The 24,575-nt window shown below is 73.2% G+C and carries 24 protein-coding genes; 10 read left to right on the top strand and 14 right to left on the bottom strand.

Going from position 1 to position 24,575, the window contains the following annotated elements; translation table 11 throughout:
• Positions 1–64: 64 nt before the first annotated feature.
• From BLV39_RS22985 to BLV39_RS22970, 4 genes are read left to right on the top strand one after another with little or no spacing between them, the layout of a single operon-like run.
• Positions 65–658 carry a hypothetical protein gene (locus BLV39_RS22985; protein ID WP_090796509.1) on the top strand — a complete coding sequence of 198 codons (594 nt, stop codon included), beginning with the start codon at positions 65–67 and terminating at the stop codon, positions 656–658.
• The gene (locus BLV39_RS22980) at positions 645–1,715 is read left to right on the top strand and encodes a peptidoglycan-binding domain-containing protein (protein ID WP_090796506.1); all 1,071 of its coding nucleotides are present in this window, start codon (positions 645–647) and stop codon (positions 1,713–1,715) included. The genes BLV39_RS22985 and BLV39_RS22980 overlap by 14 nt, the downstream gene beginning before the upstream one ends.
• Positions 1,712–2,395 (top strand): ABC transporter ATP-binding protein, encoded by a 684-nt coding sequence (locus BLV39_RS22975; RefSeq protein WP_090796499.1) that lies wholly within the window; start codon positions 1,712–1,714, stop codon positions 2,393–2,395. Before BLV39_RS22980 ends, BLV39_RS22975 begins: the two co-directional genes overlap by 4 nt.
• Positions 2,392–3,591, top strand: a complete 1,200-nt coding sequence (locus BLV39_RS22970) for an ABC transporter permease (RefSeq protein WP_239084136.1) — start codon at positions 2,392–2,394, stop codon at positions 3,589–3,591. Before BLV39_RS22975 ends, BLV39_RS22970 begins: the two co-directional genes overlap by 4 nt.
• Here BLV39_RS22970 and sepF read toward each other — a convergent pair.
• The 11 genes from sepF to BLV39_RS22915 are packed head-to-tail and all read right to left on the bottom strand — an operon-like array spanning position 3,560 to position 14,527.
• Positions 3,560–3,799, bottom strand: a complete 240-nt coding sequence (gene sepF, locus BLV39_RS22965; RefSeq protein WP_090796495.1) for a cell division protein SepF — start codon at positions 3,797–3,799, stop codon at positions 3,560–3,562. The two genes, BLV39_RS22970 and sepF, sit on opposite strands and share 32 nt — an antisense overlap.
• A 4-nt stretch (positions 3,800–3,803) precedes the next feature.
• Positions 3,804–4,826, bottom strand: a complete 1,023-nt coding sequence (gene alc, locus BLV39_RS22960; RefSeq protein WP_090796492.1) for an allantoicase — start codon at positions 4,824–4,826, stop codon at positions 3,804–3,806.
• Positions 4,823–6,145 carry an allantoinase AllB gene (gene allB / locus BLV39_RS22955; RefSeq protein WP_090796487.1) on the bottom strand — a complete coding sequence of 441 codons (1,323 nt, stop codon included), beginning with the start codon at positions 6,143–6,145 and terminating at the stop codon, positions 4,823–4,825. The genes alc and allB overlap by 4 nt, the downstream gene beginning before the upstream one ends.
• The gene (locus BLV39_RS22950; protein WP_090796485.1) at positions 6,133–7,308 is read right to left on the bottom strand and encodes a DUF6986 family protein; all 1,176 of its coding nucleotides are present in this window, start codon (positions 7,306–7,308) and stop codon (positions 6,133–6,135) included. Before BLV39_RS22950 ends, allB begins: the two co-directional genes overlap by 13 nt.
• Positions 7,305–9,563: a xanthine dehydrogenase subunit D gene (gene pucD, locus BLV39_RS22945; RefSeq protein WP_090796481.1), complete on the bottom strand. Its 2,259-nt coding sequence runs from the start codon at positions 9,561–9,563 to the stop codon at positions 7,305–7,307. Before pucD ends, BLV39_RS22950 begins: the two co-directional genes overlap by 4 nt.
• The gene (locus BLV39_RS22940) at positions 9,560–10,912 is read right to left on the bottom strand and encodes an 8-oxoguanine deaminase (RefSeq protein ID WP_090796477.1); all 1,353 of its coding nucleotides are present in this window, start codon (positions 10,910–10,912) and stop codon (positions 9,560–9,562) included. Before BLV39_RS22940 ends, pucD begins: the two co-directional genes overlap by 4 nt.
• Complete coding sequence (locus BLV39_RS22935) at positions 10,909–11,376, bottom strand: (2Fe-2S)-binding protein (protein WP_090796473.1); 468 nt, start codon at positions 11,374–11,376, stop codon at positions 10,909–10,911. The genes BLV39_RS22940 and BLV39_RS22935 overlap by 4 nt, the downstream gene beginning before the upstream one ends.
• A complete protein-coding gene (locus tag BLV39_RS22930; protein ID WP_090797708.1) occupies positions 11,373–12,230 on the bottom strand; it encodes an FAD binding domain-containing protein in 858 nt (285 codons plus the stop codon). The genes BLV39_RS22935 and BLV39_RS22930 overlap by 4 nt, the downstream gene beginning before the upstream one ends.
• Before the next feature lie 2 nt (positions 12,231–12,232).
• A complete protein-coding gene (pucL, locus tag BLV39_RS22925) occupies positions 12,233–13,090 on the bottom strand; it encodes a factor-independent urate hydroxylase (protein ID WP_090796469.1) in 858 nt (285 codons plus the stop codon).
• 4 nt (positions 13,091–13,094) lie between these two features.
• Positions 13,095–13,967: a 2-oxo-4-hydroxy-4-carboxy-5-ureidoimidazoline decarboxylase gene (gene uraD, locus BLV39_RS22920; protein WP_090796466.1), complete on the bottom strand. Its 873-nt coding sequence runs from the start codon at positions 13,965–13,967 to the stop codon at positions 13,095–13,097.
• Positions 13,964–14,527 carry a nucleotidyltransferase family protein gene (locus tag BLV39_RS22915; protein WP_090796462.1) on the bottom strand — a complete coding sequence of 188 codons (564 nt, stop codon included), beginning with the start codon at positions 14,525–14,527 and terminating at the stop codon, positions 13,964–13,966. The genes uraD and BLV39_RS22915 overlap by 4 nt, the downstream gene beginning before the upstream one ends.
• A 186-nt stretch (positions 14,528–14,713) precedes the next feature.
• On the opposite strand from BLV39_RS22915, the gene BLV39_RS22910 reads away from it, so the two are divergent.
• From BLV39_RS22910 to BLV39_RS22895, 4 genes are all read left to right on the top strand, one after another.
• Complete coding sequence (locus BLV39_RS22910) at positions 14,714–15,514, top strand: SigB/SigF/SigG family RNA polymerase sigma factor (protein ID WP_090796458.1); 801 nt, start codon at positions 14,714–14,716, stop codon at positions 15,512–15,514.
• 75 nt (positions 15,515–15,589) lie between these two features.
• Entirely contained in the window at positions 15,590–17,704 is a 2,115-nt protein-coding gene (glgX, locus tag BLV39_RS22905; protein WP_090796454.1) for a glycogen debranching protein GlgX, read from the top strand.
• A 1-nt stretch (position 17,705) separates the two neighbouring features.
• Entirely contained in the window at positions 17,706–18,560 is an 855-nt protein-coding gene (locus BLV39_RS22900) for a DUF3459 domain-containing protein (protein ID WP_090796450.1), read from the top strand.
• 48 nt (positions 18,561–18,608) lie between these two features.
• A complete protein-coding gene (locus tag BLV39_RS22895; RefSeq protein ID WP_090796447.1) occupies positions 18,609–19,547 on the top strand; it encodes a TerC/Alx family metal homeostasis membrane protein in 939 nt (312 codons plus the stop codon).
• On the opposite strand, the gene BLV39_RS22890 is transcribed toward BLV39_RS22895, so the two are convergent.
• Positions 19,544–19,870, bottom strand: a complete 327-nt coding sequence (locus tag BLV39_RS22890) for a hypothetical protein (RefSeq protein ID WP_090796443.1) — start codon at positions 19,868–19,870, stop codon at positions 19,544–19,546. The genes BLV39_RS22895 and BLV39_RS22890 overlap by 4 nt on opposite strands.
• Positions 19,867–20,772 carry a zinc metalloprotease gene (locus BLV39_RS22885; RefSeq protein ID WP_204082820.1) on the bottom strand — a complete coding sequence of 302 codons (906 nt, stop codon included), beginning with the start codon at positions 20,770–20,772 and terminating at the stop codon, positions 19,867–19,869. The genes BLV39_RS22890 and BLV39_RS22885 overlap by 4 nt, the downstream gene beginning before the upstream one ends.
• Positions 20,773–20,919: 147 nt before the next feature.
• Here BLV39_RS22885 and BLV39_RS22880 point away from each other — a divergent pair, with 147 nt between their 5' ends.
• Complete coding sequence (locus BLV39_RS22880; RefSeq protein WP_090796440.1) at positions 20,920–21,648, top strand: PP2C family protein-serine/threonine phosphatase; 729 nt, start codon at positions 20,920–20,922, stop codon at positions 21,646–21,648.
• On the top strand, positions 21,645–22,940 hold the full coding sequence (locus BLV39_RS22875; RefSeq protein ID WP_090796433.1) for a hypothetical protein: 1,296 nt from the start codon (positions 21,645–21,647) through the stop codon (positions 22,938–22,940). The genes BLV39_RS22880 and BLV39_RS22875 overlap by 4 nt, the downstream gene beginning before the upstream one ends.
• On the opposite strand, the gene BLV39_RS22870 is transcribed toward BLV39_RS22875, so the two are convergent.
• The gene (locus BLV39_RS22870; protein ID WP_239083771.1) at positions 22,926–24,518 is read right to left on the bottom strand and encodes an MFS transporter; all 1,593 of its coding nucleotides are present in this window, start codon (positions 24,516–24,518) and stop codon (positions 22,926–22,928) included. The genes BLV39_RS22875 and BLV39_RS22870 overlap by 15 nt on opposite strands.
• Positions 24,519–24,575: the final 57 nt, after the last annotated feature.

Raw genomic sequence — 24,575 nt, 5'->3', positions numbered from 1 at the left:
TGCGACTACAGGATGGCCATCGGTTCCTCACAGGTTTCTGACAGTCGTTCGGGACGGTCGCCGCATGACGAAATCCACCCCGCGAACCGCCCTGCTGGCGGCCGCCGTCCTGCTCGCCGCGGCACTCACCGGATGCGGTGGGGCACCAGGCGCGGACAACGGCACCGAGGTCGCCACGTTGACCACGCCGGACGTCAAGGTCTCCGCCAGCGACGCCGCGACGGACGGCGGCCGACCGCAGCTTCGTCTCGACTCGACGGACGAGGAGGAGAACGCTCTGTGGCAGGCGTACAACGTCTGCCTGTTCGAGCACGGGGTGAAGAAGAACGAAGGCCGGTCGGCCGGTGCGGTCGGTGACGGCGGCGGGCTCTCGCTCGACCAGAGCGGCGAGCCGAAGGCGGCGTACGTGGCCTGCGAGAACAAGCTGCCGCTCCAGCCGCCGGAGCTCGACCGGGACAAGAACCCGAACTACGTGAGCCAGTGGAACGACTACGTGCAGTGCCTGCGCAAGCGTGGAGCGAACATCCACTCGCTGCCCGACGGCTCCGGCTGGACGTACGACGACGACGTGAACACCGCCGGCCCGGGCCTCGACGAGGACGAGATGGCGAAGGCGGAGAAGAGCTGCACGATGGAGATCTTCGGTGGCAAGAAGTAAAGCCGCGATCGTCGCCGTGGTCGTGGTCGCGCTCGGGGTCGCAGCCGGTGCGGTGCTGGTCCTGCGCGGTGGAGCCAAAGGCGCGGAGGCCGGCGCCCCCCCGCCGGCCCTCGCCACGATCAAGGTGACCCGCACCGACCTCTCGGACACCCAGACGCTGCGCGGCACGCTCGGCTTCGGCCCGGAGCGGGTCGTCAAGGGCGCGGGCACGGGCATCGTCACCCGGCTGCCCAGGGTCGGCGACACGGTCGGCCGGGGCAAGCCGCTCTACTGGGTCGACGACCGGCCCGTCCCGGTCCTGTTCGGCGGCACGCCGCTGTTCCGCACGATCGACAAGGCCGGGCTGACCGGCAGTGACGTCCGGGTCGTCGCGGACAACCTCGCGGCGCTCGGCTACGAGACCGGGGTCAAGCCGGCGAAGGACGGCAAGGTGGTGGTGGGCACGAAGCTGCTCTCCGCGATCAAGAAGTGGCAGGAGTCGCTCGGGCTGGAACCCACGGGCAAGATCGGCGTCGGTCAGGCCGTCGTGCTGCCCGGACCCGTCCGGGTGAGCACCGTGCAGGCGCTGCCGGGCGACGAGGTCGCGGCCGAGCTGCTGGCCGTCACCGAACGAACGAAGCTGGTCACCGTGCCGGTCGGCGCCGGGGAGGCCAACACCGTCAAGGTGGGCGCCGCGGTGCGCGTCGTGCTGCCCGACGGCAAGGAGATCAAGGCTCGGGTCGCCTCCGTCTCGCGCACCGTCAAGGGCGGCGGCAGCGACGGTGGCACCGGCGAGGGCGCCCCGCCGACGGTGGACATCCTGGTCGCGCCCGACAAGGCGAAGGACGTGGCGGCGCTGGACGCCGCCGAGGTGCGGGTCGAGTTCACCTCGACCACGCACAAGGGGGTGCTCGCCGTCCCGGTGGACGCGCTCGTCGCGCTCCGCGAGGGCGGCCACGCCCTCCAGCTTCCGGGCGGCGCGCTGGTCGCCGTGGAGACCGGCATGTTCGCCCGCGGCCTGGTCGAGATCAGCGGCGCCGGGGTCGCCGAGGGCCTCGAGGTCGTGACGGCCTCGTGAGCGCACCGGTGCTGAGCGTGGAAGGGGTCAGCAAGCGCTACCCGGGCGGCGTCACCGCGCTCGACGAGGTGTCGCTGACCATCCACGCCGGAGAGCTCGTCGCCATCGTCGGGCCGTCCGGGTCCGGCAAGTCGACGCTGCTGCACATCATGGGCACTCTCGACCTGCCCACCAGCGGCCGGGTACGCGTCGCGGGCCACGACGTCACCAGCCTCCCGGACCGCCGCCTGTCCGCGCTGCGGGGCCGCTGGCTCGGCTTCGTCTTCCAGCAGTTCCACCTCAACTCCGGGGTCGACGCCGTCGAGAACGTCGCCACCGGGCTGCTCTACGCGGGCGTGCCCCGGCGCCGGAGGCGCGCGATGGCGGTCGAGGCGTTGGGCCGGGTCGGGCTGGCGCACCGGGTGGACCACCTGCCGCACCAGCTCTCCGGCGGTGAGCGCCAACGGGTGGCGATCGCCCGGGCCCTGGTCAACGACCCGGCGCTGGTGCTTGCCGACGAGCCGACGGGTGCGTTGGACACCGCCACCGGTGAGGCGGTGCTGGCCCTGCTGAGCGGCCTGCACGCCGAGGGCACGACGATCGCCGTCATCACCCACGATCGGGAGATCGCCGCTCGGCTGCCCCGCCGGGTGGAGATCCGCGACGGCCGGATCGTGGTCGACACCGGGAGCGTCCGGTGAACCGGCCGCCGGAGCCGATCCGGCTCGCACCGGTCGACGTGCTGCGGCTCGGCCTGCTCGGCATCACCGCCCGCCGGATGCGGGCCGTCCTGTCCGCGCTCGGCATCTCGATCGGCATCGCCACGATGGTCGTCGTCGCCGGCATCCCGGCCTCCAGCCAGCGGGACCTCGCCGACCAGCTCTCGGCGCTGGGCACCAACCTGCTGCGCGTGCAGCCGGTGCCGGACCAGAAGCCGCCGGTGCTCCTGCCCGAGAACTCCGTGGCCATGGTCGAGCGGATCGGTCCGGTGCTGGCGACCAGCGCCGTGGCCAACACGCACGCCGTGGTGCGCCGCAGCGACCTGGTCGACCCGCACGACACGTCCGGGCTCACCGTGCTGGCCGCGCGCGGCGACCTGCTCGAGACCGTCAACGGCCGGGTCCGCTCCGGCCGCTTCCTCGGTGCCGACGAGCAGTTCCCGACGGTGGTGCTCGGCTATGTCGCGGCGAGCCGGCTCGGCGTCGCCCTCGTCCCGGGCCAGCCGCTGCCGCAGGTCAGCATCGACGACCACTGGTTCTCGGTGGTCGGGGTGCTGGACCCGATGCCGCTCGCTCCCGACCTCGAACGGTCGGCGCTGGTCGGCTGGGAGCCGGCCCGCGGCGTCCTGGGCTTCGACGGCCACCCGACCGTCGTCTACGTGCGGGCCCGCGAGGAGGCGCTGAACGACGTACGCGGCGTGCTGCCCGCCACCCTCGACCCGCAGCTACCCGGCCTGGTCCAGGTCAGCCGCCCGTCCGACGCGCTGGCCGCCAAGCAGGCCACCGAGACGGCCTTCGCGGGGCTCTTCCTCGGCCTGGCCGGGGTGGCCCTGCTGGTGGGCGGGGTCGGCGTGGCGAACACCATGCTCATCTCGGTGCTGGAACGGCGCCGGGAGATCGGCCTGCGGCGGGCCCTCGGCGCCAACCGAGGGCAGATCAGGGCGCAGTTCCTCACCGAGTCCGTGCTGCTCTCGCTCTCGGGCGGGGCCGCGGGCACGGTGCTGGGCGTGCTCGCGACCGTCGGGTACGCCGGCTACCAGGGCTGGCCGGCGGTGGTCCCGGTGGCCTCGGTGGCGGTCGGCATCGGCGCCGCCCTGCTGGTCGGCGTGGCGGCCGGGGTCTATCCAGCGGTCCGCGCCGCCCGCCTCACTCCGACCGAGGCGCTGGCGACAAGCTGACGCGGGGGGTGAGCATGAAGACCTTGGGTGCGAGCTTCTCCATGGCACCGTCGCGGGCGACGATCAGGCCCGCGGCGAAGTCGACCAGGGGTGTGGGGTCGCCGTCGCCCAGGTCGGTCAGGTCCATCACCACGGTCACGTCGTGGCAGAAGAGGTGTCCGACGTGGATGACGTCGCTGTAGCTGCGCGGCCGGACGGTTTTGAGCATTGCCTCAGTTTCCTCCACCGGCCCGCGGCTGCCACGCCGCGCGCAGCGTGTCGAGCACTCCGTCGTCGAGGTGGCCGTGCAGCCGCAGCCGGGCCATGCCGCCGTCGGGATGGATGTCGAGGCGCACGTGGGTGACCGGATCGGTGCGGACCTCGAAGCGGTGCCGGGTGTCCGGACGCAGCGGGGTGTGCGGCAGGAGGTCGCGCCAGGCGCTCTCGTCGGCCGGGTCGGCCTTGCGCTCGTCGACGCCGCGCAGCGCGGCCGCACCGGGTGCGTTGCCCTTGAAGTGTGAGGTGTCCAGCTCCGCGAGGCGGATCCGGCCGGGCGCCGCGAGCCGCACGACGACCCAGTCGTTGCCGGAGTCGCGGCGCCGCCGGGTCTCCCAGCCCTCGCCCATCGTGCGCGCCAGCCCGGGCTCGATGAGCTGGCTGGGCGCACCGTAGAACAGGTCGCTGCACCCGACCACCCGGCCGCCGTTGTCGACCGCGGCCAGGTCGAGCCAGCCGTCCGGGAAGCGGACCGGGTCCGGCACGACCTCGCCGTGCACGCGCAGCCGGGCCACTCCCCCGTCGGGGTGGATCACCAGCTTGACGTGGGTCACGAGCTGGTCGACCGAGACGTCGAACGGGTTGGCCGTGTCACCGGCCAGCGGCGAACGGGACAGCAGCGGCGCCCAGTCGGCCGCATTCAGGTCGTCCAGCGAGGGATGGCCGCCCAGCCGGCAGCCGAAGACCGATGCCTCGGGCGGGAAGTTGCCGGTGAAGTGCGAGGTGTCGACCACGACCCCGCGCACCCGGCCCGGCACGCCCAGCCGGACGATCGCCCAGTCCTCACCGGGCGAGCGGCGGCGGCGGGTCTCCCAACCGTCGTACACCTGGCCCTTGGGGCCGAACGTGCGCGGGGTGAACCCCGGCGGCTCCGGCGTGACCAGGTTGTCGGCGGCGGCGAACAGCTCATCGTTGGTGCCGACCACACCACCGCCGAGGCGCCGGGACGCCAGGTCGGGAAGGGCCAGCCACGCGGTCATCGGGCCGGCTCCAGCAGGTCGGCGGAGCGGGTCAGCAGCCGGCCGCGCGGCGGGTCGCCGGGCGTCACCTTGGTGCCGCCGAGCCAGACCCGGCGGACCACACCGGTCAACCGCCGGCCGGCGTACGGGGTGACCGGATGCTTGTGGTGCAGCCCGTCCGGCCGCACGGTGAAGGTGGCGTCCGGGTCGAAGGCCACCAGGTCGGCGTCGGCGCCGGGCGCGATCCGTCCCTTGTGGTGCAGGCCGACCAGGTCGGCGGGGCCGCTGGACATCCACCGCACCACGTCCGCGAGATCGTGACCGCGGGCGGCGGCGCTGGTCCAGACCAGCGGCAGGCCGAGCTGGAGGGACGCGATGCCGCCCCAGGCCGCCGCGAAGTCGCCGGTCTCGGGGTGCTTGAGGGCCGGCGTCGACGGTGAGTGGTCCGAGACCACGATGTCGAGCCCGCCCGCCGCGAGCGCGGCCCAGAGCCGGTCGCGGTTGGCCGCGCCGCGGATCGGCGGGCAGCACTTGAACTCGGTCGCGCCGTCGGGCACCTCGGCCGCGTCCAGGGTGAGGTAGTGCGGGCAGGTCTCCGCGGTCACCCGCACGCCGCGGGCCCGGCCGGCCTCGACCACGGTGGCGGCGTCGGCGTCGGAGACATGCAGGATGTGCACCCGCGAGCCGGTCGCCTCGGCGGCGTCCAGCGCCGCGCCGACCGCCGAGCACTCGGCCGCGCCGGGGCGCGAACTCTCGAAGTCCGCATAGACCCGCGACGCCGGGGACACCCCCAGCCGGTCCGGGTCCTCGGCGTGCACCAGGAACAGCGCGTCCACGGCGGCCATCGCGGCGCGTAGCTCGGCCGAGGTCACCGGCGGGAACTCGGGCACGCCGGAGTCGGCCAGGAACGCCTTGAAGCCGAACACCCCGGCCGCGTGCAGGGCGGCCAGGTCGCCGGCGTTGCCCGGGATCGCGCCACCCCAGAAGCCCACGTCGACGTGGCACTGGCCGGCGGCCGCCGCCTGCTTCGCCGCCAGCGCCTCGGCCGACACGGTCGGCGGCAGCGAGTTGAGCGGCATGTCGATGATCGTGGTCACCCCGCCGGCCAGCGCGGCCCGGGTCGCGGAGCCGAAGCCCTCCCACTCGGTGCGGCCCGGCTCGTTGACGTGCACGTGGGTGTCGACCAGGCCGGGCATCAGCACCAGGTCGCCGAGGTCGATGTCCGCGCGGGGCCGGCCGGGCAGCACCGCGGCTATCCGCCCGTCGCGCATCTCGACACCGGCCGGGTCGACCGAGCCGTCGGGCAGCACCACCCGGGTCGAGCGGATCACGAAGCCCACAGCGCCTCCAGGTCCGGACGGGTGAACGGCACCTCGGGCGGGTCCAGGGCGCCACAGTCCAGGCCGCGCAACAGGAAACCGGCCAGGGCCCGGGCCGTCGCCGGCTCGTCCAGGATCCCAGAGGATCGGCGTTCGAGATAGGCGCCGAGCCGCTCGACCGCGGGGGCCGAGCCACCCCGGAAGAACGCGTAGGTGGCCGCGAACCGGGTCGGTAGCTGCGCGGGGTGCAGGTCCCAGCCCTGGTAGAAGCCGCGGGCCAGGGAGCGCAGCACCAACCGGTGGTGGAGCTGCCAGGCCGCCTGGATGCCGGGGCCGACCGGCAGGATGTTGCACGACCCGTCGGACAGCCGCACGCCGGTGCCTGCCACCGCCACCTGCATGACCGCCTTGGCGTGATCGGCGACCGGATGGGCGAGGCTCTGCTCGGCCGCCGCGACGCCGAGCGCCGCGCTGTAGTCGTAGGTGCCGTAGTGCAGGCCGACCAACCGACCCTGGGCCGCCGCCGCCAATCGGGACACCGTCGCGGTGCCGTCCGGGCCGAGCACCGCCAGTGGGGTCTCGACCTGGGCCTCGAACAGCAGCGAGCGCGCCGGCAGGCCGTGGGCCAGCTCGAGTTGGGCGCAGAGCCGGGCCATCGCCGCCACCTGGGCCGGCGCGCTCACCTTCGGCACGGTCACCACGAAGCCGGGCGGCAGGGCACCGTCCACGGCGGACAGGAACAGGTCCAGCGTGCGTACGCCGCGCCGGCGGGTGCCTTCCTCCAGCGACTTGATCCGCAGGCCGACGAACGGCGGTGCTGGGGACAGCGACAGCAGCGCGGCACCGGCGGCGGCCGCCGCGGCGTCCTCGACGTCGTCACCGCGGTCGCCGTAGCCGTCCTCGAAGTCGATCCGCAGGTCCTCGACCGGCTCGCGGGCCAGCTTGGCCACCACCCGGTCGCGCAGCTCCTCGGGGAACGGCAGCGCGGAGGACGCGTCCAGGGCGGCGAGCGCCGCGGAGCCCCACGCCGAGACCACGGAGGGCCCGAACTTGTCAGCGGGTACGTAGACCGTGTGCACCGGCTGCCGCCCGGTCACCGCGGCCCGCGGTCTCGCCCGCAGCACCGCGTCGACGGGGGCGAGCTGCGCGTCGAGGTCCCGGTAGACCGACTCCGGAAGCGTCATGGGGCCAGCGCGATGTGGTCCGGGCGCACCGGCACACGGGTCAGGGCCAGCCCGGTGGCCGCGCGGATGGCCGCCACCACCGCGGGCGTCGAGGAGATGGTCGGTGGCTCGCCCACCCCGCGTAGGCCGTAGGGCGCGTCCGGGTCACCGCGTTCCAGCACGTCGACCTCCATCGGCGGCATGTCGAGGATGGTCGGGATCAGGTAGTCGGTGAAGGACGGGTTCCGGATCACCCCGTCGACCACCTGGATCTCCTCCATCACCGCGAGCCCGAGCCCCTGGGCCGTGCCGCCCTGGATCTGGCCGACGACCGCCTGCGGGTTGACCGCCTTGCCGACGTCCTGCGCGGTGGCGATCTCGACCACCCGGACCAGGCCGAGCTCGGTGTCGACGTCGACGACCGCGCGGTGGGCGGCGAACGCGTACTGCACGTGCGCGTCGCCCTGGCCCGTGACCGGGTCGAGCGGCATGGTCGGCTTGTGCCGCCACTCCACGGTCTCCTCGACGTCCCCTTCGCCGAGCAGCTCGACCAGCGACGCCACCACCGACCCGTCGGACGCCACGACCTTGCCGTCGACGAGCGACAGAGCATCGGCGCGACCGGTGCGCTCCAGCACCGTGGCGCGCACCGCCTGGCAGGCCGCCCGGACCGCGCCACCGGTCATGTACGTCTGGCGGGACGCGGACGACGAGCCGGCGCTGCCCACCGAGGTGTCGGCGGTGGCCACGGTGACCTGGCTGACGCCGAGCTCCGTGCGGGCGATCTGCGCCTGCACGGTGACCAGTCCCTGGCCGACCTCGGCGGCGGCGGTGTGCACGAGCACCGCGGGCTCGCCGCCGAGCACGGACAGCCGCACCCGGGCGGTCGAGAAGTCGTCGAAGCCCTCGGAGAAGCAGACGTTCTTGATGCCGATCGCATAGCCGACGCCGCGCACCACGCCCTCGCCGCGGGTGGTGTTGGCGACCCCGCCGGGCCGCTCGCGCGGGTCACCGGTGGCCTCGGGCGGCAACGGCCGGTCGCGCACGAGCGAGAGCAGCTCTTCCACCGGCGCCGGGCCGGACACGATCTGGCCGGTCGGCATCACCGAGCCGGTCGTCATCGCGTTGCGGCGGCGGACCTCCACCGGGTCGACACCGATGGCGGCGGCCAGCTTGTCCATCTGCGACTCGTACGCGAAGCATGCCTGCACCGCACCGAAGCCGCGCATCGCGCCGCAGGGCGGGTTGTTCGTGTAGACGCCGTACGCGTCGACCACGACCGTCGGCACGTCGTAGGGCCCGACGCCGAGGGTGGCCGCGTTGGCCACGACGGCGGGGGTCGACGAGGTGTACGCGCCGCCGTCGAGCACGATCCGCGCCTTGACGTAGACCAGCTTGCCGGTCCGGTCGGCGCCGTGCTCGTACTCCAGCCGCGCCGGATGCCGGTGCACGTGGCCGAAGAACGACTCCTCCCGGCCGTACACCATCTTGACCGGCTTGCCGGTGTGCAGCGCGAGCAGGCTGGCGTGCACCTGCATCGACAGGTCCTCGCGGGCGCCGAAGGCACCGCCGACGCCGGCCAGCCGCAGCCGCACCTGCTCCGGCGCAAGTGCGAGACATGCGGCCACCTGCTTCTGGTCGACGTGCAGCCACTGGGTGGCGACGAACAGGTCGATGCCGCCGTCCTCGGCCGGCACCGCGAGCCCGGACTCGGGACCGAGGAACGCCTGGTCCTGCATGCCGACCTCGTACGTGCCGGTGACCACCACGTCGGCGGTCAGCGCGTCGCCGCCGGCCGAGGCGAACCGGTGCACCGGCACGTGCCGGACCAGGTCGCCGCGGGACAGCGCCTCCTCGGGGTCGGTGACCGGGGCGCGTACCGCGTATTCCACCTTGATCCGGGCGGCGGCCCGGCGGGCGGTCTCCGGGTGGTCGGCGGCCACGAGCGCCACCGGCTCGCCCTCGTAGCGGACCTCGTCGACGGCGAGCACCGGCTGGTCGACGATCTCGAGCCCATAGCGCTTGGCGCCGGGCACGTCGGCGGCGGTCAGCACGGCGTAGACGCCGGGCACGGCCAGCGCCCCGGTGATGTCGACGGCGCGGATCTCGGCGCTCGGGTGCGGCGAGCGGACCGTCGCGCCCCACAGCATCTCGTCGGCCCACAGGTCGGACGAGTAGGCGAACTCGCCGGACACCTTGAGGACGCCGTCGGGGCGGGGGGCCGAGGTGCCGACGCCGCCCGCGACGGTGGTCGGCTCGCGCGTGAGTGTGCTCATCGGGCCCTCCGCATCAGCGCACGGTGGGCGCGGCGGGTGCGCCGGGTCAGGTCACGGTCGTCGGCGGTACGCAGCTCCCCGTACTCCACGATGGTCCGCCCGCCGACGGTGAGCAGCTCCAACGTGGCCGGTGGGCCGAAGACCAGCGCGGTGACCGGGTCGTCGATGCCGGCGTGCCCGAGGTCGTCGAGCCGCCACAGCGCGAGGTCCGCCAGCTTGCCCTGCTCGATGGAGCCGAGCTCGCCCTCCCGGCCGAGGCAGCGCGCGCCGCCCATCGTGCCCAGCCGCAACGCCTCGCGGGCGGTCAGCCCGGTCGGCCCGCCGCGCAGCCGGGCCGTGTAGAGCGCCTGGCGCAACTCGGCGCCGAGCTGGTTGGCCTCCTGCGAGGCCGCGCCGTCGACGCCGAGCCCGACCGGCACGCCGGCGTCGAGCAGCTCGCGCACCCGGGCCATGCCGGCGCCGAGCCGGGCGTTGGAGCTCGGGCAGTGCGCGACGGCGGTGCCGGTCGCGGCCAGCTTGGCGATCGCGGGGTCGTCGAGATGCACCGCGTGCGCCAGCCAGACGTCGTCGCCGAGCCAGCCGAGCCGTTCGGCGTATTCCACCGGGGTGCAGCCGAACTGCTCGCGGCAGAAGTCGGTCTCGTCGGCGGTCTCGGCCAGGTGGGTGTGCAGCCGCACGCCGTGCCGCCGCGCCAGCGCCGCCGCCTCCTCCATCAGCCGGCCGGTGACCGAGAACGGCGAGCAGGGCGCGACCGCGATCCGCAGCATCGAGTCCGGCGCGGGGTCGTGGTAGCGGGTGATCGCCTCTTCCGTCGCGGCCAGCGCCTCGTCGGTCTTCTCCACCACCTCGTCGGGTGGCAGCCCGCCGGCCGAGCGGCCGAGGTCCATCGAGCCCCGGGTCGGGTGGAACCGCAGGCCGACCTCCTGCGCCGCGGCCACCTGGGCGGCCATCAGGTCACCGGCGCCGCCCGGGTAGACGTAGTGGTGGTCGGTGCTGGTCGTGCAGCCGGACAGGGCCAGCCAGCCGAGGCCGGCCGCGGTGGTCGCCGAGACGGTCTCCTCGTCGATCCCGGCCCAGATCGGGTAGAGCGTGGTCAGCCACTCGAACAGCGTGCCGTCGGGAGCCAGCCCGCGGGTCGCCCACTGGTAGAGGTGGTGGTGCGTGTTGACCAGGCCGGGGGTGAGCAGGCACCCGGTGCCGTCGACCCGGCGGATCGACTCGAACCGGCCGGCGTGCCCCTCACCGACCGCGGCGATCCGGCCGTCGTCGCCGATCACCACGTGCCCGTCGGAGTACTCGGTGCCGGCGGCGTCGACCGTGGCGATCGCGCAGTTCTCGATGAGGATCATGACGTCGCCGCCAGCCGGACGGCTTCCATGATCTTCTCGTAGCCGGTGCACCGGCAGAGGTTGCCGGCCAGCGCCTCGCGGATGTCCGGGTCGGTCGGCGCGGGATCGCGGGCCAACAGGTCGTGCACCGCCACGATCAGACCGGGGGTGCAGAAGCCGCACTGGACGGCGCCGGTGGCGAGGAACGCCCGCTGGACCCGGTCGAGCTGCTCCTCGCCGGTGCCGGGCGCGAGGCCCTCGACGGTGGTGATCGTGCGGCCGTCGGCCTGGCCGGCCGCGACGAGGCAGGCGCACACCGGCAGCCCGTCGAGGTAGACCGTGCACGAGCCGCACTCGCCCTGTTCGCAGGCGTTCTTCGCGCCAGGCAGGCCGAGCCGCTCGCGCAGCACGTAGAGCAGGCTCTCGCCCGGCCAGACGTCGTCGGCCTGGCGGGTCTCGCCGTTGACCACGCAGGTGACCCTCATGCCGCACCTCCCAGATCGGTCCAGGCCCAGGCCAGCGTCCGGCGGGCCAGCACGGCCAGCGCGTGCCGCCGGTAGTCCGCGCTGCCGCGCACGTCGTCGATCGGCCGCGCGGCCGCGCCGACCAGCTCGCCGAACCGCGCCCTCACCGCCGCCGGCACCGCGCCGCGGGTCTCCCACGGCAGCTCGGCGGCGAGGAACTCGGCCGCCTCGGTGGCCCGCAGCGGGGTCGGGCCGGCCGAGCCGATCCCGGTGCCGACCGCGCGGGTCTGCGGGTCGAGCGCGAGTGCGAACGAGCAGACCGCGATCACCATCGCGTTGCGGGTGCCGACCTTGGCGAACTGCTCGACGCCGGGCCGCGCCGGCACCAGGAAGGCGGCGATCAGCTCGTCGGGCGTCTTCACCGACCGCTTGGGACCGACGAAGAACTCGGTGACCGGCACCCGCCGGGTGCCCCGCGTGGACGCGAGCTCGACCAGCGCGCCGGCCGCCAGCAGCGCCGGGTGCGCGTCGCCGGCCGGCGAGGCGGAGCCCAGGTTGCCGCCGACCGTGGCCCGGTTGCGGATCTGCGGCGAACCGACCGTCCGGGACGCCAGCGCCAAACCCGGCACCCGCCCGGCCAGCTCGTCGATCAGCCGCCGGTACGTGACGCCGGCGCCGACCCGCAGCAGGTCGCCGTCGGTGCCCCAGTCGGTCAGCGCGGTCACCCGGGTCAGGTCGAGCAGCGCGGTCGGGCGGGACCGGTCGAAGTTGAGGTCGACCATCACGTCGGTGCCGCCGGCGATCGGCATCGCGTCGGGGTGCGCCGCCTTGGCCGCCAGGGCCTCGTCCCAGTCGGACGGTCGCAGGAACTCCATGATCACCACGCTTCCGGCGCCGGCGGCGCGTCGTCGCGCGACACGGTGCCTTCGATCAGCCCGTACGGACGGTCGGTGGCGACGTACACCTCGTTGTCGTTGCCCAGCCCGAACGGCGCCAGGTCGACCAGGAAATGGTGCTTGTTCGGCAGCGTCAGCCGGATCTCGGCGAGCTCTTCTCGCTGCTCGAGCGCCCGGCTGCCCATCGCGTAGAGGGTCTGCTGCAGCGAGTAGCTGTAGGTGTCCACGAACGCGGCCACCAGCGCGTCGCGTACCCCCTGGAACGAGGCACCCCACGGCGGACCGTCGCCGATCGAGGCCCAGCGCCATCGGGCGGCGACCTCGGTGGCCAGGACGCGGTCGGTGGTCTCCGGCAACGTGGTGTAGCCGTCGCGGACGTAACCGTGGAACTCGGAGTCGGTGGTGTTCAGCAGGACCAGCCCGGCCAGCCCGCTGACCACGTGGGACGCCTCGCCGGTCACGGTGACGCTGGCCTGCCGGGTCGGGCCGCCGTCGCGCGAGAACGAGTGCGGGCCGAGCCGCGACCACGGGTGCTCGACGAGGTCGACCCGGGCCCAATGGATGCCCGGCTGGGTGTCGACGAAGTGCCGGGCGAGCAGCAGGCCGAACGCCTCCGGCTCGTCGACGCCGTAGCGCTTCGCGAACGCGTACACCGTGTTCTTCTGTGTGTCGGTGGGCAGCACGCCGCTGTTGTCGCCGCGGTGCGCGGCGGCCAGGTCGCCGGCCAGCGCGACGCTGACGGTCAGGTCCCGCAGGTCGTGCCGGGGGCCGTCGCGGACCACCCGGACGAGGCGGACCTCGGCCTTGCCGTACCGGTTGTCGCCCAGGGTGATCGCCATCGGCTCAGCTCCCCCGGTAGGTCGTGTAGCCGTGCCGGTTGAGCAGCAACGGCACGTGGTGGTGCGCTCCGGGCTCGCTGACCCGGAAGCCGATGACGACCTCGGGGAAGAACGTCGGGTCGTCGAGGTAGCCGGCGACGTCGAAGACCAGCCGGTAGTCGCCGGCCGCCCAGCCCTCCGCCGGCACCCAGTCCCGCAGGCGGCCGTCGTCGTCGGTGCGCCCCTTGGCCAGGGTCTCGGCGCCCCGCTCGAGCTTGACCGCGACGCCCGCGGCAGGCTTGCCCCGGCCGAGGTCGAGCACGTGGGTGGACAGCGGCGCCGTCGCGTCGGTGACCAGCCGTTCCAGCCGCAGCAACGCGATCTTGCGAAGCTCCTCCTGGACCACGCGGTGCTCAGTCTCGTCGTCGTTGTCGAGCCGGTGCCGGACCGCGTCGAGGATCTCGGCCTGCGACTTGCCCGTCGCGAAGATCAGGAAGACGTGGTCGAACCGGCGTTCGTAGTCGAGGTTGGCCCGCTTGAGCGCGGTGCGGGTGTCGGCGTCGGCGGCCACCCCGGACTGCTCCTGCCGCGACCAGGTGGACTCCCGGTGGCCGCCGGCGGGCCGCTCGCCGATCCGCGGATGCGCGGAGATCGCCAGCGAGACGTCGGACCAGGTTAGCCGGCGCAGCCCGGCGTCGGCGGAGGCCAGCAGCGCGGCGCGATCGGGGTACGGGCGACCGGCCGCGACCGCCTCCGCCCAGCCAGGCACGGCACAGCAGGCGAACAACTCACGCTCGGCCTCGGCGGGCGTGAGTCGGTTGAACCGGTCGACGTCGGCGATGACGTCCCCCTTAAAAGTTGATACCGCATGACTACTCCAGGGAGCGCCCCCGATCAAGGGTTGTCCGGCGTATCCAGGTCGGTGTCGTCGGCGACGTCGCCGCAGGGCACGACCGTGACCTCGGTGTCGTGGGCGCGCAGGTAGGCGCGGGCGCCCGCGTCGCCGGTGGCGGTGTCGACGACCCCGGCCCAGTGGTCGCGACCCAGCACGACCGGGTGGCCGCGCCGGTCGGCGTAGCCACCCATGGCCAGCGTGCCCGGGCCGGCGGCGGCGGTGACCCGGGCCACGGCTTCCGGCGTGATGCCGGGCATGTCCACCAGCAGCACGGCGGCGGCGGTGGCGCCAGTGGCGGCGAGGGCGGTCAGGCCGACGCGCAGTGACGAGCCCATGCCGGTCTCCCAGTCGGGGTTGTCGACGAGCACGGCGTCGCCGAGGTCGGCCTCGGCGCGCACCCGTTCGGCGGCCGCGCCGACCACGACGTAGACGGGATCGAGCCCGCCCGCGCGCGCGGTTATTACGGCGTGCTCGACCAGCAGGGCGCCGTCGCGGTGGACGAGCGCCTTAGGTCCGCCGTAGCGCCGGCCGGCTCCGGCGGCGAGAACTAGCCCGGCAGTCATGCCCCGGAACCCTAGCCGTTAGAGCGAAAAGCTTGGACGTTACACCCCGATATGCCCCTTTCGCGCGCTATATACATCGGCCTTTCGGCTAGCTTTTCGCTGGCCGGTCGGGCTACGGTGAGTGCCGAACGGTTAGTACGTGCTCCACAGCAAACATCAGCACTGCACATAACGGAGGTCCCCCCAATGACCGTGCAGACCGCGGAAAAGGTCGGCGCAACCCGTACCGGCACGCTCAACGACAGCGCGACCGAGTTGCTCGCCGCCCTGGCCGCCCTGCCGGCCGACCACCCGTCGCGCTCGTCGTTGCGCGACCGCACCATCGAGGCGTGGCTCCCGCTGGCCAACCACCTCGCCCACCGCTACAGCGGCCGGGGCGAGCCCACCGACGACCTGCTCCAGACCGCCGCGATCGGCCTCATCAAGGCAGTCGACAAGTTCGACCCCTCGCGCGGCGTCGACTTCGCCGGCTACGCCATCCCGACCATCATCGGCGAGCTCAAGCGCCACTTCCGCGACCGCACCTGGGACATCCGAGTCCCCCGCCGGCTCCAGGAGCTCCGCCTCGCCATCTCCGAGGCCAACAGCACCCTGCTCCAGACCCTGGGCCGCTCCCCGACGGTCGCCGACATCGCCGCCCACCTCAAGGTCACCGAGGAAGAGGTCCTGGAAGGCCTCGAAGGCGCCCGGGCCTACAACGCGGTCTCGCTGTCCACCCCGACCGGCGACAGCGACCGCGGGACGGAGCTCGGCGACCTGCTCGGCTCCGAGGACACCTCGTTCGAGCTGGCCGAGCTGCGCGTCGCGCTCGGGCCCGCGCTGGCCACCCTCGACGAGCGCGAGCAGAAGATCCTGACGCTGCGCTTCTACGGAAACCTGACGCAGTCGCAGATCGCGGACCAGATCGGCGTCTCCCAGATGCACGTCTCCCGCCTGCTCACCCGCGCCCTGGCCAAGCTCCGCGGCCACTTCGGCGAGACCGTCTGACCGTCCTGATCGCACCCCGGGCCGTACCAGCCTGATTTTGGTTCAAAATGGACCAAAAGCCGCTAGTCTGCGGTAATGCTGGTATGGCCCGGCCGGCGCTACCCGCTCGGTGCTACGTACGACGGGGTCGGCACGAACTTCGCGGTGTACTCGGCGGTCGCCGAGGCGGTCGAGCTGTGCCTGTTAGACGCCGCGGGCGACGAGCAGCGGATCGACCTGACCGAGGTCGACGCGTACGTCTGGCACGTGTTCCTGACCGGCGTCCAGCCGGGCCAGCGCTACGGCTTCCGGGTCTACGGGCCCTGGGACCCCGCCAAGGGGCTGCGTTGCAACCCGCACAAGCTGCTGCTCGACCCGTACGCGAAGGCCGTCGACGGCGACATCCACTGGCACCCGGCGGTCTACGGGCACGACCTGGCCGACCCGGACGCGATGTCGACCACCGACTCGGCGCCGTACCTGCCCAAGGCCGTCGTGGTGAACCCCTATTTCGACTGGGGCAACGACCGCCCGCCGCGGACGCCGTACCACGACACCGTGATCTACGAGGCGCACGTCAAGGGCCTGACCGCCCAGCACCCCGGTGTTCCTGACGAGCTGCGCGGCACGTACGCGGGGCTGGCCCACCCGGCCTCGATCGAGCACCTGACCACGCTCGGGGTCACCGCGGTCGAGCTCATGCCCGTGCAGCAGTTCGTGCACGACCAGCACCTCACCGACCGGGGACTGCGCAACTACTGGGGCTACAACACCATCGGCTACTTCGCGCCGTACCACGGCTACTCGGCGATGGGCCGGCACGGCCAGCAGGTGCAGGAGTTCCGGGGCATGGTGCGGGCGCTGCACGCGGCCGGCATCGAGGTGATCCTGGACGTCGTCTACAACCACACCGGCGAGGGCAACCACCTCGGGCCGACGCTGTGCTTCAAGGGGCTGGACAACCTCGGCTACTACCGGCTGTCCGACGAGGACCCCCGGTACTACGTGGACTACAGCGGCACCGGCAACTCGCTCAACGTGCGCAGCCCGATCTCGTTGCAGTTGATCATGGACTCGCTGCGGTACTGGGTCCAGGAGATGCACGTCGACGGGTTCCGGTTCGACCTGGCGGCCACCCTGGCCCGGGAGTTCTACGAGGTCGACCGGCTCTCGACGTTCTTCGAGGTGGTGCAGCAGGACCCGGTGGTCAGCACGGTCAAGCTGATCGCCGAGCCGTGGGACGTCGGGCCGGGCGGCTACCAGGTCGGCAACTTCCCGCCACTGTGGACGGAGTGGAACGGCAAGTTCCGGGACACCGTCCGCGACTTCTGGCGCGGCGAACCGGACACCCTCGCCGAGTTCGCCACCCGGATCAGCGGCTCGGCCGACCTCTACCAGGACGACGGGCGCCGGCCGGTGGCCAGCATCAACTTCGTCACCTGCCACGACGGTTTCACGCTCGGCGACCTGGTGTCGTACAACGGCAAGCACAACGCGGCCAACGGTGAGGACGACAACGACGGCTCGTCCGACAACCGGTCGTGGAACTGCGGCGTGGAGGGCCCGACGTCAGACGCTGCTGTGCTGGCCCTTCGGGCCCGGCAGCGCCGCAACTTCCTCGCCACCCTGTTCCTCTCCCAGGGCGTGCCCATGCTCGGCCACGGCGACGAGCTCGGGCGCACGCAGCGCGGCAACAACAACGGCTACTGCCAGGACAACGAGCTCACCTGGGTCGACTGGGTCGAGGTGGACGACGCCCTGTTGGCCTTCGTCCGCCGGCTGGCCGCCTTCCGCGCCCGGCACCGGATCTTCCGCCGCCGCCGGTTCTTCACCGGCGCGCCGGTCGCTGTCCGGGACGTGACCACGCCGGTCGCCGACATGGCCTGGTTCGCCCTCGACGGCACCCCGATGGCGGACTGGGACAGCGAGGTCAACGCGCTCACCCTGTTCGTCAACGGCGAGGGCATCAAGGAGCGCGGCCGGTACGGGCAGCGCCAGGTCGACGACTCGTTCCTGCTCTGCTTCAACGGCCACCACGAGCCGCTCCCGTTCGCCCTCCCGCCGGCCGAGTACGGCGAGAAGTGGCAGGTCGTCTTCGACACCTCGGCCTGGACCGCCGCTGAGACCCAGGACCCGCCCTTGACCGTCGCCGCCGGCGCCCGGACCACCGTCGCGGAGCGCAGCCTGCTCGTCTTCGACCGGGAAGTGTGAGGTGTCCGGCCGGGTCGTCTACGCGCTGGACGACCTGTCCGCCGTGACCGCGCTGGCCGACCTCGGTGTCGACACCGTCGAGATCGAGCCGCCGGAGGACGACGACCTGCTGCGTCGGTTCGTCGTGGCCGCCCGGGCGCGCGGGCTCGGCGTCACGCTGCGGCTGGCCAGCGATCGCATCCTCGGCCCGGCCGTGGTCGACCACGTCGTGCAGTGGCTGGCCGGCTTCGCCCTCGACGGCGTGCGCCTGGACGGCCCGCCGGCGCCCGTGCCACTGGGCGAGTTCGCGGCCGCGGTCGGCGCGCTCTCCGACCACCTCGGCCGACCACTGACGCTGGCCGAGTCCAACCGGTTCCTCGTGCCGGCCGAGGGCGGGGTGCTCGGCACCCTCGACGGCGTCAGCGCGTGGCTGTGGCGGACCGAGGACCCCGATCCCGTGCTGCCGCTCGCACCGCCGCCGCCGGGCGCCGTGGCCACGCTGACCGGGCTGCGCGACGTGGCGGCGACGCTGCTGCTGACGGCGCCGCTGACCCCGCTGCTGTCGCGGTCCGACGACCTGCCGGCGGCGACGCTGCGCGAGCTCACGGCCCTGCGCCGGGCCCACCCCGACCTGGCCGCCGCCCGACCCGAACCGACCAGGCCGATCCGCCGCGGCGCCGAGGTGATCACCATGCGGCGCGGTGCGCTCGTGGTGGCGGCCAACATCGGCATGGCGCCGGCCCGGGTCGGCCTGCACGGCGTGCCCAAGTCGGTGTTGTTCACCACCACCCCGGGCGTGAGCATCACCTACACCAGCGTCGACCTGCCTCCGGAGTCGGCGGCCGTGATCGCCTGCTGCCGCTTCGACCAACCCTGAGGACTATTCTCCTTCGGGTTTGGGTGCGGCGGCCTGGGGAGGCGCGTGGTGGGTGTGTCGGTGCTGGGCTGGGTGCTGACCACGGTCATCCTGGTCGCTCTGCTCGCGGTCGACCTGCTCGCCGTGTCCCGCCGCAAGGACGCGATCACGCCGGCCGGTGCCGCGCGCTGGATCGGCCTCTACGTCGGCCTGGCGCTGGTCGCCGCCGTCGTCATCGCGTTCTGGCTGGGCCGGGAGACGGCCGAGCAGTTCGTGGCCACCTACGTGACGGAATACAGCCTCAGCGCCGACAACCTGTTCGTCTTCATGCTGATCATCGGCCGGTTCGCGGTGCCGCCGGGAGCGGTCGAAGAGGTGCTGACCGTCGGCATCCTGATCTCGCTCGCCCTGCGCATCGTGTTCATCGCCGCCGGCAGCGCCGCGGTGCACGCCTTCAACTGGCTGTTCTACCTGTTCGGCGCGTTTCTGGTCTACACGGCCGTGAAGCTGCTCGGCTCGCTGCGCGACAAGGGCGGCGAGGAGGAGAAGCCGCCCGGCATCACGCTGCTGTCCCGGCTGATCCCGGCCACCGACGTGTACGCGGGCCGGCGGTTCACCACCATGGTCGACGCGCGCCGGGTGCTCACCCCGATCCCGCTGGTGATCGCCGCGATCGGCCTGGCCAACCTGGTGTTCGCGCTGGACTCGCTGCCGGCGGCGTTCGGCCTGACGCAGAGCGCGTACGTGATCGTCACCGCCAACGCGTTCGCGATGCTCGGCCTGCGCCAGCTCTACTACGTGGTCGGCGGCCTGCTGGAGCGCGTCGTCTACCTCCCGGTCGCGCTCGCGGTGATCCTCGGCTTCATCGGCGTGAAGCTCGTCTTCGAGGCACTGCGCGGCTCACACGTCGCCGCACCGGAGATCGGCGTCGGCCCGTCCCTGACCGCGATCATCGGCGTCCTGGCGATCGCGGTCGTGGCCAGCGCCGTGCGCAACCGCCGCGCCTAGATCGGGCGTAGGCGCAGGAGGTCCGCGGTGACCTCGACGATCTCGTAGCCCGTGGGTGCGCCGGCGGACCGGGCGCCCGGCGGGTAGGTCAGGGCGATCCGGGCCGGGGCCGGCAGGCTCCACCGGCCGACCGACGCCACGGGCGCGTCGGTCGGGCCGGGTCGCAGGTCGGCGAACGTGCCGTCGGAGCGGAACTCGATGCCCTCACGCCCGCGGGCCGGCGGGAGCGGGCGGTCGGCGGGGCGGAAGACGCGTACGCCGGCGGCGTCCTCCTCCCGCACGTGCACCCACCGCCGGAAGAGGGCCGCGGGCGGTGCCGTCACGACGTGGCCGCCGCCGCCAGCAGGCCCGAGCGCGGGCCGCGCAGGGCGGCCGCCATCCGGGCCGCCTGGCCCAGCGTGAACATGACCATGGCCGCGTCGTCGGTGTAGTCCATGTAGTTGACGAACATGTCGCCGTGCGGCGCGTTGTTGCAGGACACCTTCGGGTACGTCGGTCGCCCGTAGTTGGGGCCGGCCTGGTTGGGCGTGTCGGCCACGAAGTCGTCGCCGCCGCAGCCGTCGCCGTCGTCGCCCCAGATGTGTCGCAGGTTGAGCCAGTGGCCGACCTCGTGGGTCAAGGTGCGGCCCAGGTCGAACGGCGCGGTCGCGGTGCCGGACGAGCCGAACGCCGTGTGGGTGACCACGACGCCGTCGGTCTCCGGCGGGCCGCCCGGGAACTGGGCATAGCCGAGCAGGCCACCGCCGAGCTGGCAGACCCACAGGTTGAGATGGGTGTCGGTGGACACCGGGTCGACGCCGCCGCTGCGCGCCGACTTGACGCTGTCGTCGGTGTCGAACGAACCCACGTCGGTGCGGGTGCGGGTCACGTCGGCCAGCACGAACTCGATGTCGGCGTCGGCCGCCATCGGGGCCCACACCGACGGCAGCAGCACGAGGTCGACGTTGCGCTTGCGGAAGTCGCGGTTGAGCGCCTCCATCTGGGTCGCCACCTGGTCGTCGCCGATGTTCTGCGCGGCCTGGGACCAGACCACGTGCACGATCGTCGGGATGGTCACCAGTCCCAGCGGCGGCGGCTCCTCGCGGGCGGCGCCGAACGTGAAGGTCTCGATCTCTTCGCGGGCGCGGGCGTAACCCGGGTCGCTGTCCAACAGCCGGCGGTGCACCGGCATCGTGCCGCACCAGTCGCGCGCCGCGCCGGGCGCGAGCCGCCCTATGTCAGTCATCGCGCCATTCTCCCGGCCTTTCCGGTCGCGCACTATCTGATCTTGGACTCTTCGCGGTACATCCGGATGGCCGGACGGTGCGAACCGGATGGCCGAGAAGGTGATCTACTAGAGACAACCGGCGCACATCCTGGCATCCTGCCTGCCATGACGCTTCTGCTGCGGTCCGTCGCACTCACCGACCGCGGCCTGGTCCGGCGAGCCAACCAGGACGCGATGCACGCGGGTGCCCGGTTGCTCGCCGTCGCCGACGGGATGGGCGGGATGGCCGCCGGTGACCTCGCGAGCGCCATCACGATCGAGGCGATCGTGGCGGCCGACGCCGACCGTCCGCCGGCCGAGCTCGTCGACGCGATGCGCGAGGTGATCGACGCCGCTGGCGACCGCATCCGGGCCGCGGTGGCCGAGGACCCGACCCGCGACGGCATGGGTACGACGCTGACCGCGCTGCTGTTCGCGCCCGACAACAGCGCCGTGGCGCTGGCCCACGTCGGCGACTCGCGGGCCTACCTGCACCGCGACGGCCGCACCCAGCAGATGACCAAGGACGACACGTTCGTGCAGATGCTGGTCGACGAGGGCGTGATCACCCCGGACGAGGCGCACGTGCACCCGCGCCGCGCGGTGGTCACCCAGGCGCTCCAGGGCGACCCGGTCCAGCCGGCCTTCACCACGCTCACGCCGCTTCCCGGCGACCGCTGGCTGTTGTGCAGCGACGGCCTGTCCAATGTGGTGCGCGAGGACACGATCTCGGACGTGCTGCGTACCCACCCGGAGCGCGCGGCCTGCGCGGCCCGCCTGATCGACCTGGCCCGGCGCGCCGGCGGCCCCGACAACATCACGGTGATCGTCGCCGACCTGGAGGAAACGCCATGATCAGACGGGTACTGGTGACGCTGGCCGCCCTCGCGGTCGGCATCGTCGTCTTCGGACCGGTCGGCGAGACGCTGGTCTACGGCCTCGAAAGCTTCCCGGTCGGGGCCGACACCAAGGGCGTGGCGAGGATCGTCTCCGCCACCGGCTCGATCGTCCTGCTCCTCGTCGGCGTCGCCGCGGGCGCGCAGGTCCGGGGCCGCGCCCGTGGCTGGCCGGTGGTGGCGGCGGGGCTGCTCGTGGCGGGCCTGCTCGCCGCGTACGCGCCGCTGGACGCGGACTCCGCCTTCGGTGAGCTGCACCCGCTCGTCCGTCCACTCGCGGCCCTGGTCGGCGGCATCGTGCTCGGCGCCGTCGCCGTGGCGGTGTTGCCCGCTTCCCCGGCCGACGGAGATCCTTGGCCGATCGCCGCGTTGACCGCCGGTCTGCTGGTGAACCTCGCGATCGCACCGGACCTGCTCCCGAGACTGCCGGAGCTGCGCCAGTTGGGCTGGGCCGACGTCCTCGCCCTGGTGCTCGCCACGGCCGCCGCGATCCTGGTCCGGCCGGCCGAGGAAGCCCGGACGCCGGGTCTCGTCGCGGTCAGCCGGATCGCGCTGGTCGGCGCCGTCGTCGGTGCGGTCTTCCACATGCAGTACGCCGACCGCGCCGTCGCCCAGTCCCCGGCGGCGGTGGCCGTCCTCGTGCTGGTGGGCACGCTCGCCGTCTGGCTCGGTATGACCTGGTGGCTCGTCGGATGGAGCGGCCGGGCCGCCGGGACCGACGCGGCCCGCTTCGCGCTGGTCTGCGCCGGCGCCACGGGCGCCCTGTTCACGGCCAGCGGGCGCAACCTGGGCATCGCGTGGACGCACGACTTCATTCCGCTGCTCGGCGTCGTCGCCGCCATCGCCGGCGTCCTGCTGGCCCGGCGCCTCCCGGCGGTGCCCTGGGACGCCGCCGGGCTCGTGGTGGTCTCGCTGCTCACGCTGGTGCTGGCCACGACGCAGTCCGACGGCACCGCCCTGGCCATGTTCGGTATGCCGTTCGCCGCTTTCACTCTCGCCGCCGCGCTGGCCCGCACGTCCGCGGCCGGCGCACTGTGCGGGCTGGTCACCCTGGTGCTGACCCTGCCGCCGTTGATCAGCCTCATCACCCAGTCCAGCGTGCTGGTCAACGACGAGGTCGGCCAACCCAGCCGCGTCCAGTTGGCCGTCACGTACGCGCCGATGTGGCTCGTCGGCCTCGCGACCGCGGCGCTGCTGGTCGTCCGGCGCCGGCCGGCGGGCGCCGCGCCGCAGCCGCTAGCGGTCGGCTGACGCGTACTCGCGGAGCAGTTCCTGCTCCTGTTCGTGCTTGGGGAACGCGAAGAACACCAGCAGCGCCCCGAACGCGATCGCGCCGATGCCGGCGGCGTAGGTCCACTGGTCGCCGTCCAGGAACGCCTCCCGAGCGGCGCCGATGATCTGCTCCGCGTACTGCGGATAGCGCTGTGCGGTGTCGACGGCGCTGGCGAAGGAGTTCTCCAGCTCGGTCTGGGTCTCGTCGATCGCCGGCTGGTAGGACGCCGGCGCGCCGGCCAGCTCGCGGGCGAACGCCGCACCGTAGCCGATGGTGAGCAGCGCGCCGAACACCGACTGGAGCACCGCCCCGCCGAGGTCGCGCTGGAGGTCGGCGGTGCCGGAGGCCATGCCGGCCCGGCGCACCGGCACCGAGCTCGTCAGCGCGTGCGACGCGGGCGTCCCGGCCAGCCCGACGCCGATGCCGATCAGCCCGTACGCCAGCGCCACCCGCCAGAACGCGATGTCCTCCTTCCAGAGCAGCAGCATCGCGACGAAGCCGAGCAGGCAGAACACGTAGCCGAGCAGCAGGGTGATCCGGGAGCCGCGGCGCCGGACGAGCACCGCCGAGCGGGGCGCGACCAGCACCATCAGCGCGGCGGCCGGCAGGATCGACAGGCCGGCCTTGAGCGTCGAGTAGCCGAGCACGTTCTGCAGGAACTGCTGGCCCACGAACATCGCGCCCATCAGCGAGCCGAACACGATGATGCCGGCGCAGGCCGCGACCCAGAACAGCCGCCGCCCGGCGTACGTCAGGTCGTAGAGCGGGTTGGCCGCCCTGCGCTGGCGGCGCACGAAAAGTACGGCCGCGACCACCGCGATCACGCCCAGGATGATCGCCCGCGGCCCGGCCCCCGGCACCGCGGCGTCGTTGATCGAGAGCACCAGCGCGCCGACCAGCAGGATGGACAGCACGCCGCCGAGGTTGTCGACCCGCCCGCCGCCCTCGTTGACGTGGCCAGGCACCAGCACGGCGGCCAGCACCAGTGCGACCGCGGCGAGCGGCAGGGTGACCAGGAAGACGGAGCCCCACCAGAAGGCCTCCAGGACCGCGCCGGCGATGGTCGGACCCAGCGCCGCGACCGCGCCGCCCACGCCGGACCAGAGGGCGATCGCCTTCGTCCGCGCCGGGCCGGACCACAGCGCGGTGATCAGTGCGAGGGTGGTCGGGTAGGCCATGCCCGCGGACACCCCGCCGAGGATCCGGGCCACGATCAGCACGATGTCCGAGGGCGACCAGGCGGCCAGCACGCTGATCGGCATGGCCAGCGCGACGCCGATCAGCAGCATCAGCTTGCGGCCGTGCCGATCGCCGAGCGCGCCGAGATAGAGCACCGACACGGCGAGCCCGAGCGAGTAGCCGATCGCGATCAGGTCCAGCCGGGTCTGCGAGGAGTCGAACGCCCGGCCGATGTCGGGCAGCGCGACGTTGGCCACCGAGAGGTTCAGGTTGGCCACCGAGGCCACCAGGATCAGCGCGGTCAGCACCAGCCCGGCCTGGGCCGGCGCGGACGGCGTGTCGCGTTCGCCGGTCCGGACACGGGGCGCGGACGTCACCGCCGTCATACTAATCGTGACATTTACCCCATACGGTCGATTTGCCGTTTTGCGCCC

The sequence above is a fragment of the Asanoa ishikariensis genome, assembly GCF_900107455.1.
Lineage (GTDB): Bacteria > Actinomycetota > Actinomycetes > Mycobacteriales > Micromonosporaceae > Asanoa > Asanoa ishikariensis.
This window is presented reverse-complemented; position numbering and strand designations above follow the sequence as displayed.